This is a genomic window from Novipirellula galeiformis (genome assembly GCF_007860095.1).
In the GTDB taxonomy this organism is placed as follows: Bacteria; Planctomycetota; Planctomycetia; order Pirellulales; family Pirellulaceae; genus Novipirellula; species Novipirellula galeiformis.
In genome coordinates, this window is record NZ_SJPT01000009.1 from 57,627 (window position 1) to 75,227 (window position 17,601).

At 56.4% G+C, this 17,601-nt stretch carries 11 protein-coding genes; 8 read left to right on the plus strand and 3 right to left on the minus strand.

The window, feature by feature from the left end:
* Window positions 1-67: 67 nt before the first annotated feature.
* Complete coding sequence (locus tag Pla52o_RS27520) at window positions 68-967, minus strand: hypothetical protein (protein ID WP_231612539.1); 900 nt, start codon at window positions 965-967, stop codon at window positions 68-70.
* A 579-nt stretch (window positions 968-1,546) separates the two neighbouring features.
* Here Pla52o_RS27520 and Pla52o_RS21345 point away from each other — a divergent pair.
* Window positions 1,547-2,458 (plus strand): hypothetical protein, encoded by a 912-nt coding sequence (locus Pla52o_RS21345; RefSeq protein ID WP_197169413.1) that lies wholly within the window; start codon window positions 1,547-1,549, stop codon window positions 2,456-2,458.
* Window positions 2,459-2,703: 245 nt separating this feature from the next.
* Here Pla52o_RS21345 and Pla52o_RS21350 read toward each other — a convergent pair whose 3' ends face one another.
* Both Pla52o_RS21350 and Pla52o_RS21355 read right to left on the minus strand, forming a co-directional pair.
* Entirely contained in the window at window positions 2,704-4,503 is a 1,800-nt protein-coding gene (locus Pla52o_RS21350; RefSeq protein ID WP_146596667.1) for an aspartate kinase, read from the minus strand.
* Window positions 4,504-4,556: 53 nt separating this feature from the next.
* Window positions 4,557-5,792 (minus strand): cofactor-independent phosphoglycerate mutase, encoded by a 1,236-nt coding sequence (locus tag Pla52o_RS21355; protein WP_146596668.1) that lies wholly within the window; start codon window positions 5,790-5,792, stop codon window positions 4,557-4,559.
* Window positions 5,793-6,014: 222 nt separating this feature from the next.
* Here Pla52o_RS21355 and Pla52o_RS21360 point away from each other — a divergent pair, with 222 nt between their 5' ends.
* From Pla52o_RS21360 to Pla52o_RS21390, 7 genes are all read left to right on the plus strand, one after another.
* On the plus strand, window positions 6,015-7,313 hold the full coding sequence (locus Pla52o_RS21360) for a Gfo/Idh/MocA family protein (protein ID WP_146596669.1): 1,299 nt from the start codon (window positions 6,015-6,017) through the stop codon (window positions 7,311-7,313).
* Between the two features lie 223 nt (window positions 7,314-7,536).
* The gene (locus Pla52o_RS21365; RefSeq protein ID WP_146596670.1) at window positions 7,537-9,537 is read left to right on the plus strand and encodes a sialate O-acetylesterase; all 2,001 of its coding nucleotides are present in this window, start codon (window positions 7,537-7,539) and stop codon (window positions 9,535-9,537) included.
* Window positions 9,538-9,575: 38 nt separating this feature from the next.
* Complete coding sequence (locus Pla52o_RS21370) at window positions 9,576-13,124, plus strand: DUF7133 domain-containing protein (RefSeq protein WP_146596671.1); 3,549 nt, start codon at window positions 9,576-9,578, stop codon at window positions 13,122-13,124.
* A gap of 191 nt (window positions 13,125-13,315) precedes the next feature.
* Entirely contained in the window at window positions 13,316-13,672 is a 357-nt protein-coding gene (locus Pla52o_RS21375) for a phosphoribosyl-ATP diphosphatase (protein WP_146596672.1), read from the plus strand.
* A 35-nt stretch (window positions 13,673-13,707) separates the two neighbouring features.
* On the plus strand, window positions 13,708-14,568 hold the full coding sequence (gene hisG / locus Pla52o_RS21380) for an ATP phosphoribosyltransferase (protein ID WP_146596673.1): 861 nt from the start codon (window positions 13,708-13,710) through the stop codon (window positions 14,566-14,568).
* 59 nt (window positions 14,569-14,627) lie between these two features.
* Window positions 14,628-14,972 (plus strand): rhodanese-like domain-containing protein, encoded by a 345-nt coding sequence (locus tag Pla52o_RS21385; protein ID WP_146596674.1) that lies wholly within the window; start codon window positions 14,628-14,630, stop codon window positions 14,970-14,972.
* A gap of 303 nt (window positions 14,973-15,275) precedes the next feature.
* Entirely contained in the window at window positions 15,276-17,333 is a 2,058-nt protein-coding gene (locus Pla52o_RS21390; protein ID WP_146596675.1) for a hypothetical protein, read from the plus strand.
* Window positions 17,334-17,601 lie beyond the last annotated feature (268 nt).

Here is a 17,601-nt window from a genome sequence, read left to right on the forward strand (position 1 = left end):
AAAAACGCAAGACAGGATGAGTGTCTTGCGTTGCGGTGTTGGAAAGCATCACGTTCAGGGCGAGCGATTAGCTCGCATCATCCGCGAGGGAGCTACCCGACTCGCTCTGTTTCGCATAGTCGTCCGAGGTGCGAACGATGCGATCGATTTCATGAACCACGAGCATCGCGGTCTTCAATTCGATCGGCGAGAACCAACGCAGCGTTCCAGTGTACTTGCTCTCCACCCGATTCTTTTGAGCCAGCTCGGCCCACGACATGTTATCCATCAAGTGCCAAGCTACCGCTTGGGCGGTGTTTTGCGTAATCATGCCATTTCCTAGCGTTTCGCAAACCATGCGCACGTTCGGGCTCGTGGTGAACTGCTCCAGCGGAACGATCTTGTAAGCCATTTTAGGATTAGGGTCCGGCTTGCCATGCTCGAGGCAAACGGTGACGACCGATATTTTTTTAACTCGTTCGGGAGCGATGCGTTGGAAGCCGCCCATGCCACCCATGCCGCCGCCACCCATACCGCCGCCGCCCATGCCGCCCATGCCGCCGCCCATACCACCCATGCCGCCGCCCATGGCTTGACCGCCACCCATGCCGCCCATGCCGCCGCCCATACCGCCCATGCCGCCGCCCATGCCACCCATGCCGCCGCCCATGCCACCCATGCCGCCACCAAACTGGGCAAGCACAGGCACCCCAGCGAACGCGGCTGGCATTTGGATGTTGAGGGGTTTATCGGTCAAATTTTTGACCAGCACATTAGCCTTGGTCGCATTGATGGGGATGAATTTAACTTCGATCTGTCCCGCTTCCATCGCAGCGAACATTTCCGCGTTGGCGACATCGCCCCCAGCCGGGACTTCGCCACCGCGAGAGGCAGTTCCATTGAGGACGGACAACATCAACAAGCAGGTTGGCAGAGCCAGTAAATTTCGACAACGAGAGAATTCAATCACGCTAAGGTTCCTGTTCATCGATTCGCCTCTTGGAAAATAAGTGGTTGACAAGGGTCGTGTTGTTCGACAAATGAGGCGAACCGGACCGTACCGCCCACAGAGTAAACCTCTGATTCCCCAGGAAGTACGAGCGATTTGTTGCCGAACAGACGCTCCTTATCGTAATCACTTCGCGACAGTGCACCAAGCAGAAACCGAAGAACAACCATGATGAATTCGTCCTGCTTAGGCAATTTCTGCGGGTCTCTCCGATTTTGCTGGAATAATCGGAAAATTCGCCACTTTTTCGGGCGGATTGTGGCAGAGAGACGCCGAATCGGTTGGCATTATCAAGCTGGCAACTAGGATGCAGTGAGTTCGCAATGAGTGCCCCACCAAGACCTTTCGCATGAATGGTTAAAACCGTTAATGGAAAGGGGCTTTAGCACGCCCAACCCGCTCGCCTCGAGAGAAACCAATTCATCCGCGGCGTTGTCACTGGTGCAATTGCGACCAAGGAGGATCAACCCTCCTCCCTGATTTCCGTACCCCCCCTCCCAGATACCACTCCTAAGAAGGACTCTGCTACCGATGAAACGTAAGTCAACCTTGTACTCGATGCTTATTGCCGCGACCGCCTCCACGTTGTTGGTTGCACCGATCCAGCACGGTGTTGCTCAAGACGCGACCGCTGAAAAAGCAGCGGAAGTCGCAACCGAAAAGGAAGCCCCGAAAGCAGACGAAGCTGCTGCTAAAGAAGCTGCTGCTAAAGAAGCTGCTGCTAAAGAATCCGCTGCCAAAGAAGCTGCTGCTAAAGAAGCCGCTGCTAAAGAAGCTGCTGCCAAAGAAGCTGCTGCTAAAGAAGCTGCTGCTAAAGAAGCTGCTGCCAAAGAAGCCGCTGCCAAGAAAGCTGCTGCTAAGAAAGCCGCAGAAATGAAGGAAGCCGCTGCTAAGAAAGAAGCGGCTGCTAAAGAAGCTGCTGCGAAGAAGGCTGCCGCTGCAAAAGAAGCGGCTGCTAAGGAAGCCGCGATGAAAGAAGCCGCTGCGAAAAAGGAAGCTGCCGCTAAAGAAGCTGCCGCCAAGGAAGCCGCTGCGAAGAAGGCTGCCGCTGCAAAAGAAGCTGCAATGAAAGAATCGGCTGCCAAGGCCGCTGCAAAGATCGAAGCTGAAAAGGCTGCTGCCGCTGCGACTCCGGTTGTGACTCCCGCTCCCGCTCCAGCTCCAGCACCCGCACCCGCACCTGAAGCCATGGTCGAGGAAGTCGCTCCTGTCGCTCCCGAAGCGATTGTTGAATCGCACGGCGAAGTCGCTCCTGTTGTTATTGAAGGTTCGGCTTGCTGTGGAAGCGTCGTCGCCGAGGGTGCTGTGATCGAACACAGCCACGAAGTGATTGTTGATGCCTGCGGTTGCGAAGTTGCCCCCACTTGCTGCGAGCCCGTTGTGCTTTGTTGCGAGCCAGCTCCGACTTGCTGCACCCCAGCTCCGAAGCACTGCGGTTTGCTGAATCGCTTGTTCGGCATCTTCAACTAAGCGGCTCGCTTCGGCTGAATTCCCCGCCTGGGAAACACGTTCGTTTTCGCACGCGTTTGCTCCCGGGCAAGACAAACAAAAACCGGCTTACGATTGAATCAATCGGAAGCCGGTTTTTTCGTGGCATCGTGTTCGCTAAACGCGAAGGTTTGTTAGCTCGACGGCGAATGGAGCGGGAACCAAAACAGCCTGAAAATGATTATCCAATCACCGTTTTAACCGCTCGATTTTTTAGCGGCCCCGCGTTATCCCGCTGCGGACTCCAAGGAAGCCGCGAACGCTTTCTTGAGTCGCTCGGTCGCCGCTTCCACCTTTTCGGTCGCAACGACCGCATTGACCTGCAACTCACTCGTTCCGATCATCTCGATATTAATGCCCAGATCGGCCAGCTGCTTGAACAGAATCGTTCCCACTTGCGTGTGGCTACGCAGCCCAATCCCGCTGACGGTAATCTTGGAAATATCGGTACCGCTTTGGAAATCGCGCATCCCGTGTTTCTTACAAACTTGATGGGTGACCTCCAAACTACGTTCGATCGCATCTTGGTGGATGGTAAAGCTTATGCTCGTCGAACCATCTTCCCCGTCATAACCTTGCACGATCATGTCGACAAAGACGCCGGCCTCGCCGATCGTCTCGAAGATGTCCGCGGCAATTCCTGGCTTATCGGGAACGCCGTGCAACGTCACACGCGCTTGTGACTTGGTGAGGGAAATTCCCGTCAACGTCAGCGCCTCGAGCACGTCCGCTTGCAAGCGACTGATCAATGCATCGACATCGGCGCGATTACCACGTTCGGAGCGAATTTGGTCCCACGATTTTGCGTCTTCGGGCTTTTCATGCAGCGTGAACGCGTGATGGACGGCTCGCAGAGCCGCATCGGCCTGGGAACGGGGCACGAGGGTCGAAATCTTGATTTCGCTGGTCGTGATCATCTGAATATTGACATTCGCATCGGCCAGCGCTCGAAACATGGTCGATGCCACGTTGGTTTGCTTGGCCATATTGCCTCCAACCACCGAGACCTTGGAGACTTGGTCGTCATAAGTGACCGCGTGAGCACCGACCTCGGGCAACACTTCCTTCAGTGTCTTGAGCGTGGTTTGCAGATCCTCTTCGCGAACGGTAAAGGAGATGTCCGCACGTCCCTGCAACCCGATGTCTTGGACCACCATATCGACGGCGATCTTTTGGGCCGCAATGGCCGAGAAGATCTGCAGACTTTTCCCGGGCACGTCGGGGACACCGAGCACGGTGACCCGGGCTTCGTTGGGGGTCATCGCCGCTCCGCAAACCGACGCGGTTTGCGATTCGGTTTCGGTCACAATCATGGTCCCTTGCATGTCCGAAAAACTGCTGCGGACGTGGATTGGAACATTAAATTTCTTGGCAAACTCGATACTGCGATTGTGCATCACGCCCGACCCGAGACTGGCGAGCTCGAGCATTTCATCGTAGCTAATCACATCGACACGACGCGCCTCGGGCAACAATCGCGGGTCGGTGGTGTAAACGCCATCGACATCGGTGTAGATCTCACAGGCATCGGCGCCGAGCACCGAGGCCAATGCGACGGCGGTCGTATCGCTACCACCGCGTCCCAGCGTGGTGATATTCAAATCATCATCAATGCCTTGAAAACCGGCGGCGACGACGATGTTTCCTTCGTCCAACAAACGCTCGATCCGCTCGGTGGAAATCGATTGGATGCGTGCTTTGCTGAAGCTATCGTCGGTTTTCATGCCGATCTGGCCTCCCGTCAAACTGACGGCCTTGGAGCCCAGGGCATCGATCGCCATCGCCACCAAGGCGACGCTGACCTGTTCCCCCGTGCTGACCAGCATGTCCATTTCACGCGCTGGGGGATTGGGACTGACATCGCTGGCCAGCTTTAACAGCACGTCCGTATTCTTGCCCATCGCGCTAACGACCATCACCACGCGATGACCTTGTTGCTGGGCACGAATGGCTTTGCGTGCCGCGGCGCGGATCTTTTCGACATCAGCGACGCTGGTACCGCCAAACTTTTGAACGATCAGTGACATGGGAAGCAGGTGAAGTTAAAAGGGTGAAGGAAACAGAGAAATGCCAAAGGGCTTTAGAGCTTAATAAACGCGTCCATCAGATCCCAACCGTGATCGAATCGGCGGCCACTCGCCTCCGCTGTAATCTCGTCATAGCTGGTCTGTGAATCGGCATCGATTCCGGTCCCCGCCATCAACAGCGGAACCATCCCGTGCGTGTGTTTCTTGGTGCTACAGAAGGTTGGATGATCGGGAGTCACCAAGATCCGGTAATCTCCATGCTTGGCCAGGGCTTCGCACAGCGGGGCCACAATCGATTTGTCGATGCTTTGCAGCGCCTTGATTTTTTCATCGTGGCGTCCTTCATGCGAAGCTTCATCGGGCGCTTCGATGTGAACGCAAACGACGTCATACTGTTCCAAAGCTTCGACCGCCGCGCGCCCCTTGGCTTCATAATCGGTGTCCAGATATCCGGTGGCGCCGGCGACCTCGATTCGCGGCCAACCCACTAGAGCAGCAATGCCACGCAACAAATCAACGGCGGTAATCATCGCTCCGTTGATGCCGTAACGCTGGTGAAAACTTGGCAATTGTGGTGCACCACCGAGTCCCCACAACCACAGATGGGTCGCCGGGCGTTTGCCCTCGGCGATCCGTTTTTGGTTGACCGGATGCGAGGCAAACAGCTCCTCGGATTCACTCATCAAACGAACCAACCATTCGCTGCCCGGGCCGCGTGGAAAATCGTTCGCCACCGACAAATCGGTCAAATCATGCGGGGCTTGCGATCGAGTGTCACTGGAAAAGGGAGCCGGAGTGGAGGCGTCGCCTCGATAAATCAACAGATTTCGATAACTGACGCCCGGCACAAATTCAAACCGTGACGCCATCACATCGCCCGCGGCGGCGGCTTTGGCTAACAATTCGGCCTGGGCCGCACGCAGCAACTCCGCCCCTTCTTCGCTGGAAATGTGATCGGCGGTAAAGTCGACCATCGTTTGGTCTTCGATCGTGACCAAATTGCAGCGCACCGCCCAATCATGTTCGCCCAGCGTGATGCCTTGCGCGGCGGCTTCTAAGGGGGCACGCCCGGTGAAATAGACATCGGGGTCGTAGCCGAGCAAACAGAGGTTGGCGACCTCGCTGCCGGCGGGCAAATGCGCCGGCGTATTGTTAGCCAGCGCCAACGAGCCTTGCGATGCCAAGCGATCCAGTGCGGGCAAATGGGCGGCTTGCAGGGGAGTGCGGCCACCGAGCGCTTCGATGGGTTCGTCCGCACAGCCGTCAGGAATAATGATCACATATTTCATGGCGAATCCTCCGCCCACGCGGAATTACAATAAAAACAAACGAGAATGGGGCAGTTTCCATTAGTCCCCCTGGAAGCGAAAGGGGGTGTTTGCTGGATCATTCTGTTAAACTAGGCCGCTTGTAGACCGGGGGGTTCCTGCGAACACGCGGTTCCCGATTGCATATTCCTTCGCTGCGATTCCCCCCCCGTCGATATTCCCTCCTTCCCACCAAGGCTAGTCATGAAATCACAAATCTCTCGGCGCGACGCCCTTAAAACCACAACCGCTGCTGCCGCCGGGATGGCCTTTTATCACGGTGCCTTGCCGCGCCGCATCTCCGCGGCCGAAAGCCCTAATGAAAAATTGAACCTCGCCTGCATCGGCGTCGGCGGCCGGGGTACCGCCAATGTGAATGGCGTCAGCTCTCAGAATTTGGTCGCAATGGTCGATGTCGACGAGAGCCGAGCGGCGGGTTCGTTCAAAAAATACGCGTCGCCGGAGCGTTTTACCGACTATCGCAAAATGCTCGACAAGCTCGGCAAGGATCTCGATGGCGTCGTGATCAGCACGCCCGATCACACGCACTTTCATATCGCTTATGCGTCGATGCAGTTGGGACTGCACACCTATCTGGAAAAACCGCTGGCCCACGACGTTTGGGAAACCCGCACGCTGACCGACTATGCTCGCGAAAACAAGCTTGCGACTCAATTAGGAAATCAACGCCACGCGATGCCCAACATGCACCGCGTCGTCGAGCTGATTCAAAGCGGCGCGATTGGCAAGGTCAACGAGGTGCACTGCTGGATCGGCGGCAGCCGCGGCATGCCAGCGATTCCCGAGGACACTCCCCCCGTCCCTGCGGGGCTCGATTACGAACTTTGGGTAGGTCCCGCAGAAAAACGTCCCTACCACCCCTCCTTCTGTCCCTATGGATGGCGTTTCTGGTGGGACTACGGAACTGGCGAAACCGGCAACTGGGGCTGCCATATCCTGGACATCCCGTATTGGTCATTGGGGCTGCGATACCCGAGTCACATCGACGCCAGCGGTCCTGAGGTGGACGCCGAGCGAACGCCCAAATCGATGCACGTCACCTATCGCTTTGACCAAACGAATCAAAACAGTCCCTTGGATCTGCATTGGTACCACGGCACGCCCGAGGTGCTTGCCCAGCGTGGGATCTCTGGCAAAGGCCATAACACGCTGTTCATTGGCGATGACGGAATGTTGTTATCCGGATTTGACAAACACGAGTTGCTGCCTGAAGAGAAATTCGCCGATTTCAAACGGCCTGAGAAATCAGTGCCCGACTCGCCGGGTTTCTACAACGAGTGGATCGCCGCGTGCAAGGGCGGCGACGCAGCGACCTGCAACTTCGATTACTCCGGCCCGATGGCCGAGACGGTATTGCTTGGCAATGTTGCCTACCGTACGGGCGGATTCGATTGGAACGCCAAAACGCTGTCCGCCGGCAACAACACCAAGGCTCAATCACTGATCCAAACCGCCTACCGCAAAGGCTGGGAAATCGCCTAAGCCCATGGGGCTAGGCTTCCAACCAGCCACCAAGATCGAAATGCAAAACGCAACCGTCAACTCTGGGCCGCAAGGCACCGGGTACAACGCGGAGCAATCATCATCTGAACCCGACGCGTCAGCGAGGGACCGAATCAATATCCACTTTCCCTCGTTTACGCTTCGGTTGTGATTTCACTAAGCCGGACCCACTCTCCCACTCTCCCACTCTCCCACAATCATCATGAAACAAACCCTCACCTTCATTCTATTCCTGCTCCTCCCCACCCCGCTGCTCTCCGCAGCGGACCTCAGGCTCGCATCGGTGTTCTCAGATCACATGGTGCTGCAACGAGAACAAAGTGTCCCGGTATGGGGCGTCGCAGACGCTGGCGAATCGATCACCGTCAAGTTTGCAAACCAAACCCAAACCACCACGGCGGATAAGAACGGCAAGTGGATCATCGAACTGGATTCGATGAAGGCCAATGCTGAACCTCAATCGTTGATCGTCCAGTCCAATAAAGAACAACCCAATAAAGAACAACGCCGCGTTGAGCTAACCGACGTGTTGGTCGGCGAAGTTTGGTTGGCGTCGGGTCAATCGAACATGGAATGGGAAATGCAAAGGAAGCCGGATTCCAAAGCCGACATTCCTAACTCGACTCATCCCAACCTACGTCTGTTCGCCGTCCCGCTGACCACCGCACTGACGCCGCAAGACCATGTCGAAGCGAACTGGACGCGGAGCTCTCCTGAAACATCAGCCAGTTTTTCGGCGATTGGCTACTACTTTGGCTTGCGATTGCACGAGGAACTTGGCGTCCCCGTGGGCATGATCCAAAGTGCTTGGGGCGGAACACGGATCGAGCCATGGACCAGTGTGGAGGGGGTCGAAGCGGTGCCCACACTGAAGAGTGAAGCCGATCGCATTCGCTCGCAAACCCCCGGAACACCAGCGTACCGCAAATCCCAGGAAGCTCATTTACAACAAGTCCAGCAGTGGACCGAGTCGCTAAGCAGTGCGCTTGACCATAATCAAGCAGCCCCCCCGCTGCCAACCCAACCGGCAACGTTGACAAAATCCGCCGCCACCCCGACGACGCTCTACAACGCAATGATCCATCCGCTGGTACCGATGGCGATTCGTGGAGCGATTTGGTACCAGGGTGAAGCGAATCGCAAGGATGGATTGGGTTATGTCGATAAGAAAAAAGCGTTGCTCGCCTCATGGCGAAATGCGTTCAAACAGCCTGAGTTGCCATTCTACTTCGTGCAAATCGCACCCTATCAATATAGCGATGAGGATCCTGAGATGCTGGCCCGTTTTTGGGTTGCTCAGCGTGAATGCATGAAGATTCCCCACACCGGGATGTCGGTGATTACCGACATTGCCGAACTCAAAGACATCCACCCGCAACACAAAAAGGAAGTCGCGCGACGATTGTCGCTGTGGGCGTTGGCCGATACGTACGATCAAGTGGGCATCGACCCGAGCGGTCCCCTTTATGAAAACCACAAAGTCGACGGCGCGACGATCCGCGTGACATTCAACCATGCCGATTCGGGACTCGCGTCGCGTGGCCGCAAACCGTTGACCGATTTCGAGATTGCCGGCATCGACGGAAACTTTCACCCAGCGACCGCGACGATCGACGGCAATCAAATCGTCGTTCAATCGGCGAATGTGCCCGAACCCAAAGCGGTGCGGTTTGGTTGGAACAAACTGGCAATGCCCAATTTGATGGACAAAGACGGGTTGCCCGCATGCTCGTTTCACACGCATTGGCCCATCGACCCTTCACTCGGTGACAACGTTGCACTGGGATGCACTTGGGAATCGAGTGACCCGAACGTTTCGGGTTGGAACACGGGGTTGACCGATGGAGTTTGGGGCAACCGTAGCCCTGAATGTTTTGCCACAGGTAAAAGCGAAGAGTTCCCCAAGTCGGTCACCATCGACTTGAAAAAACCTCAACCGATCAATCTTGTTCGCTTTGGTGTTCCCGATGTGGGTTCAACCAAAACCGTGGCGATTTCGGTTAGTCACGATGGGAAGACGTTTCAGGAGGTGGGATCGCATTCGTTTGGACAAGGCAAAGCCGAGCGGGCGGTCGCGTCGTTTGACGACACCGAAGCGAAATACGTGCGTCTGACCTTCCAGGACCATCACGCTCCCTTGGCGGGCGGCTACAGCAACGCGTACGCTTTCACCAGCGAAGTCGAAGTCTACCAAGCGAAATAGACCGTTTTTTTCATCGCAGGGTTCTCGAACGTGAAGGGATGAAGTCAATGCTTTACTCGTTTCGTGTTTTCGTAGGGATCTGCGGTGTGATTGCCATTGCGATCGCGTCGAATTCGATCGCAATGGCGCAACCCACGCCCCGGGCGACCAACGAGCAGGTGAACATGTTTCATTTGCCCGACGGTTTTGAAATTCAATTGGTGCTGAGTGATCCCGACATCGGCCAGCCGATGAACTTGAATTTCGATGCGCGAGGGCGGCTGTGGTTGACGCATTCCATCGAATATCCCTATCCCGCAAAAAGCGAGGGAGTCGAACCGAACCGCGGGCAATTTTCCGGTGGTGGCGAAAACCCGCCACGCGATCGATTGACCGTCGTCGAAATCGGCCCCCGAGGCGCAGCCAAGCGGATCACTCACTTTGCCAGTGGGCTAAACATTCCGATCGGCAACGTTCCGCTCGGCGACGGCGACGAGGCTCTCGTCTACGCCATTCCTTCGATCTTTCACGTCATCGATCACGATCACGATGGACAAGCGGATGTGAAAACGACCCGGTACACGCGTTTTGGGAACATCGATGTCCATGGCAACGCAAGCTCCTTCACCCGAGGATTGGATGGCTGGGTTTATGGTTGTCACGGTTTTTCAAACCACAGTGAAATTACGGACACCAACGGGAATGTAGTGAGACTACATTCGGGGAATACGTACCGATTTCGCGAGGATGGATCGCACTTTGAACTGCTGACCCAGGGCCAAGTCAATCCGTTTGGAATGACGTTCGATCCCTGGGGGAACTTATTTAATTCCGACTGCCACTCCAAGCCGGTCTATCAACTGCTACGAGGTGCCACGTATCCGCAATTCGGTGGCACACCGCCGCCGATTGGATACGGCCCCACGATGATCGATCATCTACATGGATCGACGGGAATTTGCGGCCCCGCGTTTTACGCCGCAGAGCATTTCCCCGAGGAATACCGCAACAATCTATTTATCTGCAACCCCGTGACGGGACGGGTGCATCGCGACGCACTAAAGCCGTTTGGCTCTACCCTGCTGTGCCAGACGCAGCCCGACTTCATCACCAGCGATGATCCTTGGTTTCGTCCCGTCGATGCGATGGTGGGCCCCGACGGAGCATTGTACATCGCCGACTTTTGCAATTTGGTGATTGGACATTACGAAGCCCCGCTGGATCATCCCGATCGTGATCGCACGCATGGACGGGTTTGGCGAGTCGTTTATCAAGGCGACGCCAAGTCGCCAGTCGAATTGAGCCCAACGGATCTGACGCAATTGTCCCCCCACGAGCTTGTCGATCGATTGTCCGATCCGAACTTGCAAGTACGAACGCTAGCCACCCACTATTTGGTCGATAGCCCTAACGAAGAATCGCTCCGTCTGGTCCGCGATGCGGTTGCGTCGAGCGAAATGGCAACCGCGCGGGCTCATGGTTTGTGGGTGCTTGAGCGAACGGGATCTCTTGACGATGAATTACTTAAACGACTTGCCAACGATCCCGCCGCGATCGTACGAACCCACTTGTTAAAAATGCTGGCCGAGCGAAATAGCTGGACCACAACCGAATCGTCATTAGTGCTAAACGCATTGCACGACAGAGACGCATTTGTGCAACGTGCGGCCGTCGATGCATTGGGGCGACATCCCTCCAGCGATAACGTCCAACCGATACTAAAAACGTGGGCAACGACACCTAACGAAGACACCCATCTCATTCACACGCTGCGGCTCTCGCTGCGCGATCATCTGCTCAGCGAATCGGTCGTCACCGGGTTAACGCTGGAATCGATTGAGGGTGATCTTCGCGAGCGGTTGACGGAGGTATCGGCGGTGACCGACGGAACAGTCGCCGCCGATCTAAGCCTAAGCCTGCTAGAAACCACAACCGATTGGGAAACATCGGTTGATCGAATCGCGGTACAAATCGGCAACCACGGATCCGACGCCCAAATCGCAAGGATGATCTCGATCGTAACGCGGCGATTCGCGGACGATACCCACTCCCAATTCGAGATCCTTTCGAAAATAGCCAAAGGAATGCAGAACAAGGGTTCTGCAGTTGAGCAATCCGCATCGCTCCGCACTTGGATGTCCGAGCTTGCGCCGAAATTGCTTAGCCAACTTACGTCCCAACCCGCCCAGTGGGCCAATCACCAAGTTCCGGGGATCGCAGCGTCAGAATCTCCGTGGGGAATTCGCCAGCGAAATTCGGCGGACGGGAATTCGCAAGCTTTGTTTTGGGACAGCATCAGCGCAGGCGAAACCTTAACGGGAATCTTGCGAAGTCGGGCGTTTATCGTTCCAAGACAAATTCAATTTTGGATGGCTGGCCACAACGGTGCCCCCGGTTCGCCAGAGAGTCCAAAGAACTTGATCCGATTAGTCGATCTTGAATCGGGCCAGCCCCTTGCGGAACAAACGCCACCGCGCAGCGATGTTGCCGTGCGGTACACCTGGGATTTGTCACAACACGCCGGTCACACCGCGGTCATCGAAATTGTCGATGCGCATCAAGCCGATGCCTACGCTTGGATCGCGGTCGGCCGAATCAGCCCCGCGGTCGTGACCATCGCCGAGGACAACTCGAGTGACCGAATCATCGAACTCGTGGGCGAGTTTAAACTGAGCGAACATGGTCGCTTGATTGCATCGCTACTGGGCGATGTGAATCAGCCGCCTCAAATCCGCAAACGAGCGATGACCAGCTCGTTGCGTGTGAGCGACGCGGCATCGATCGTCCCGATCCTATTTGGGATTTTGACTGCGAACGACGAAGCGAACGAGCTTCATGTGGCCGCATCGGAAACGCTGGCGAATCTCGATAACGAAGCGGCACAGCACGCACTCGCTCGTGGTCTGGAAACGTCTCCGTATGAACTTCAGCGAGTGATCACGGCGGGGCTCACTCGAACGTCGTTCGGAATTGACTTGCTGTTAAGCCGCATTTCGCAGGGCAAGGGGTCACCTCGATTGCTGCTTGACGGTCGAATTTCCGAATTGATTCAGCGCAACGCAACGCCGGAGCAAAAGACACGAGTCGCCGAGATCACACGCGACTTACCACGTGAAGACGCCCAAACGACTCAGCGGCTCGCCGAATTGCGTGAACGAATGCGACACCATGCTTCGCCCCCCCGAGCCGCCGAGGGTGAAGTCGTATTCAAGCAACATTGTGCCACGTGTCACCAGATCGCAGGCCAGGGGGGCGTCGTGGGGCCGCAGCTTGATGGCGTCGGAAACCGAGGCATCGATCGCTTGCTCGAAGACGTGATCGATCCGAATCGGAACGTCGATGTGGCGTTCCGAATGACGCAAATCCTGACGCTCAATGGCAATATTCTCACCGGTTTACTGCGGCGTGAGGAGGGCGATCGGGTGGTGTTGGCGGACCAAACCGGCCAGGAATTCTCGCTGGCAATCGACGAGATTGAACAGCGTCAACATTCGACCGAGTCGCTGATGCCAGCGAATTTCTCGGAAACGATGACGATTCAGCAAATCCAGGATGTCATAGCCTACTTGCTGACTCAGCAACCTACGACGTTGCAAACGGGCGAATGAGGCGATATTTAGGGCAAAACGAGGCCTGCATTACCGCTGTCCGGTTGCCAATTGGTGCCGGGACAATAGGCTAGGCCTTGGCCTGGTTTTTGTATCGCGTGCTCGTTTGTTTTGGCCCGGCCCCTATCGGCTGTTCCCTATCACGGCCCGTTCCCATCACGGCCCGTCCCCTCATCCCATTTGATCCCCCCATGTCTGATTCGCTTGATCCGCTCGTCCGTTTGATGCAAACGCTGCAAGAACGCGCCAAAAATCGGCCCGCAGGCTCGTACACCACGAAACTGTTGGATGGGGGGGCTGAGAAAATTGGCAAAAAAATCCGCGAAGAAGCCGAGGAAATGATCGAAGCGGCCAGCGAAGAGGGAGACGCTGGACGCGAGCATTTTGTCTACGAAGCGGGCGATTTGATCTACCACGCGATGGTCTTACTGGCGTGGAAAGGGGTCGATTTGAGCGAAGTGGCCAACGAACTCGGACGGCGTGAAGGAACATCGGGGCTTGTCGAAAAAGCCAGCCGAGGCAAAAACAGTGGCTCAAAAGCCGAGTAAAACCAAACCTAGATTGCACAAGAAAGCAGATTCCATTGGAAACGGAAAATAACCTCCGAATCGGATTGCCCAGCAAGGGTCGGCTCAGCGAAATCGCAGGCGATTTGCTCGGCCAAGCCGGACTCCAGTTTCGTCGCCAATCTCGCGGACTCTTCGCACGCGTGAGTGGATTACCGATCGATTTGATCTTCCTGCGCACCGATGACATTCCGACGCTCTGCGCCGAAGGAGCCATCGACATGGGAATCACCGGCAGCGACTTGGTCGATGAAGCGGGTGGCGATGTCCAATTGCGGATGAAATTAGGAGTGGGACGCTGTCGACTTGCCGTCTGCGTTCCTGAAGACTCCCCCGTGACCTCCGCTGCCGATCTCGATGGCACGCGAATCGCCACCAGCTTTCCGGAAATCACCCAACGCTACTTGGCCGGTTTTGGTGCCAAGGCTCATCTGGTCTCGTTGACCGGCAGTGTGGAAGTGATGATCCAACTTGGCGTTGCCGATGCAATCGTCGACTTGGTTGAAACCGGCAGCACGCTGGCTGCAAATCGACTTCGTATCCTTGATGAAATTGGCTCCTACGAAACCGTCTTGATCCAAAACGACCAATGCCGCGACAAGCAAACCGCCGACCGCGTCGTGCGGCGACTCGAAGGAGTCGTGATCGCGCGAGACTACTCGCTGTTGGAATACAATATTCCTCGCCTGAAGTTGGCTGAAGCAGAAAAAATCACGCCTGGCTTTAAATCACCCACCATCAACGCGCTCGAAGACCAGGATTGGTGCAGCGTCCGAGTGATGGTTCAGCGAAAACAAATCATCGATTCCATGGAGCAGCTCGAGAAGCTCGGTGCATCGGCGATCTTTGAAACGACGTTGTCCAATTGCCGACTGTAGTCGGCGAAGCCCCATTCGCCACTTTACTGACTCCTCACTCCTGCTTCCCCTCGCTTCTCATGTCTGAATCCAACGAACTTCCCATCCAAATCGACGTCTCCTCGGTTTCAGAAATGCTTCAACGAGGCGACGATTTTTTGCTGCTCGACGTTCGTGAGGAAAACGAGTACGCGGTCGCAAAGATCACCGGCAGCACGCTGATACCAATGAGTGAAATTGGATCGCGCGTGCAAGAACTCGACGAACACAAAGACCGCTTGATTGTCGTCCATTGCCATCACGGTGGCCGTAGCCTGCAAGTGACCCAGGGATTACGCGGTCGCGGTTTTACAAAGGTACAAAACATGGACGGCGGCATTGACCTTTGGAGCCAGACCGTCGATCCGACCGTCGACCGTTACTAAACGCTCGTCCCGAGCGCCGCAATGTCATTCACTCGCGTGATTTGCTTGCAATTCCACTGCGAAATCACGGCCCACTCGCCCCGCCGCCTATTTCGCCTTGTTTGCCGAGACTGCCAAAGACAGTCTGAATTGCCCAATAAATGTCTCTTTACCGACCAGGGCATCGGGCGTTATCATCGCCAGCACTCGTCACGTTGATGTGGTCTTGCCCGCGATGAATTGAATCGTTATTCGGATTCAGTCAGGGAACGAAGACAGGGCCAATGGCGGTTGTTTTTTTGCACTTGTTCAAGGATTGAAGCAATGGGCGGAGTCCCCGTGCTACTGCTATTCGCGGCAATCGGCGTCACCTACGGCTGGCAACCCGATGGCGGTGGCGGCGTCGAATACATCATTCAAGTTCCCGCCGAACAAGTCGATCGTTTGCAGGAAACGGGCGAGATCAGCAGCGTGATTGACCCTCAGGTTCAGGGGCATGTCAGTCGCGTCGTGATCCGAGTGGGCAACCAACCTTTGCCTCGCGAAACGCCTCCCCACGTCGCTCAACTTCGTCACGAAGTCCCCGTTGCTCCAGGCGCTGCGGGCCGCGGCTCCCGCATGGCGGCAAACGACGGTTCTCGCTCGGGGATCGTTGAGACGCAATCTCGCGAACCGACTGCGTTTGACGCCAACGACCAAAATCCGATTCCCATTCCGCAGATGACCGAGCGTTCGCCGGCGCAGCCGATTCCGGGACTCAGCGCCCCTTCGACCAAGTTGGCCGGAAGCCCTACAGGAATTGGCGCGCAGGCCGAGTCGATGATGAAGCCCGACGCGAGCAATTCCGCGGCGGGGCCTGGGTTCAATTTCCCCAATTCCGCGTTGCCGCAATCACTTCAACCGCAATCACTTCAAGAGGCTGCTGAAAATGCGGCAGCCAGCGCACGCGACGGCCTCACGACCGCCGTCCAAGCGTTGGGCAACCAAACCAGAAACGAAATCGATACTGCGATCAATCGCGCTGGCCAAGGTGTCCAAGAGTCCGCTTCGGGGTTGGCCGATCGCGCTAACGACGCATTGCGCAACGGCTTTAACGTCGGAGGTGCCAGCGCTGCGGCCGCCGGCAACGGCCAGCCGAATGCCGCAGCCACGACCGCCAATCCACGTTCCGGCAATTTTGACGTCCCCTCATTCACCGGCTCCAGCGCCGCGGGAACGACGAACCGCAATGTGGCAGCAGCCCCCTCCACCGATCCGATGGCAGGAGGCCGTGACAAAGATTGGCGTGATTTGAACGATCCCAACCTGCGTCCCCAAGGCATCTCGTCCCCAATGCCAACCACCGATCCAATTAGCAGCTCTGCGGCCAATTCGCGATCCGCCGTCGACCCTCGCAGCCCTGCGGCGCAAGCCACCCAACCACGCATGGTAACCAACCCCGCGACCGGCACGAGCTCTAACATGGGGCTGGGAACCTCCTCGACGTTCGGCAGACCCCCCGAAGCCTTGAACCCGTCGCGCCCCAATAGCAACGACACCGCCAGCAATGATCTGCAAGCGTACCAGCAGCGGCAGCAATACGAAAAAGAACAATTCGAACGCGCCCAATACCAGCGTGACCAAGCTGCACGCGCTCAATCAAATTTGCCTCCTTCGGCTCCCGCCTCCAGCCCGTTCGCTCAAGGAACCGCCAGTCCCTACAACGCAGCGGAGCAAAACAACCGGCCGTTGGACCGTAATCCAAACGACCGCAATTTGACGCAGGCCTCTAATTTTGACGCAGCCGCAACGTCGGCGATCGCAAATGGAGACCCCCGAGTTTCGCCCAACGATGCCGGAATGCCGCCGGGCGCTTGGAGCGTCGACGCCTACGGTCGCTACATCGACCGTGAAGGGCGATTGCTTGATCGCTTCGGCCGTCTTCTTCCCAATCAAAACGCCCCCGTCGCCCCTAACCCTCGGCTCGCAGAACAGACTCCGGCAACCGCGACACCTTCGCCACGCGAACCCATGAATTACGGAACGAATCCCAATGGTTCCAATGGATCGCAAGGAAACCCAGGCAATTTTGCTGGGATGCCGAACGCCCCCGTTTTAGCGTCGCAAAACGGCATGAATCCTGACAACACTCGCTCGCCATCCGACCAGGATCGTCGCTATGACGCCCGTGACGCCGCATTGGCCGCTGAGCGTGAGGCCTACCTGAAATCACAGAGCACCCCCAAGTCGTTTGCGGCACAGTCTCTGTTCAACATGCTGTTTCTGATTTCCATGGCCGGCAATCTTTACCTGGTCGTCTGGCTCAAAAACCTGCGTCACCAATTCCATGAATTGGTCGCAGCAAAACGGATGAGCCAAAACACAGGCGCGCCGGTCGTTTAATCCCATCGCGATCCTCCCGCCCAACGCTACGAAGCTTTTCTGGGTAACGAGCTTCGCCCGAGGGTGGTGATTCGCACTGGACGCCAAACCGTCCACGCTCTGGCGAGCGTAGCTACGCAAGTGAAACTTCGGCTCATGAGACTCGCCAGCCTTCCGCAGCTGAAATTCTCGCGTCATTTTCGAGTTTGATCTTTCGCTCGCCTCGTTAGATTTGCTAACGATACGTACTAGGCCATAGGATTGGCTAGATTTCTCGCGAAGGATTGCG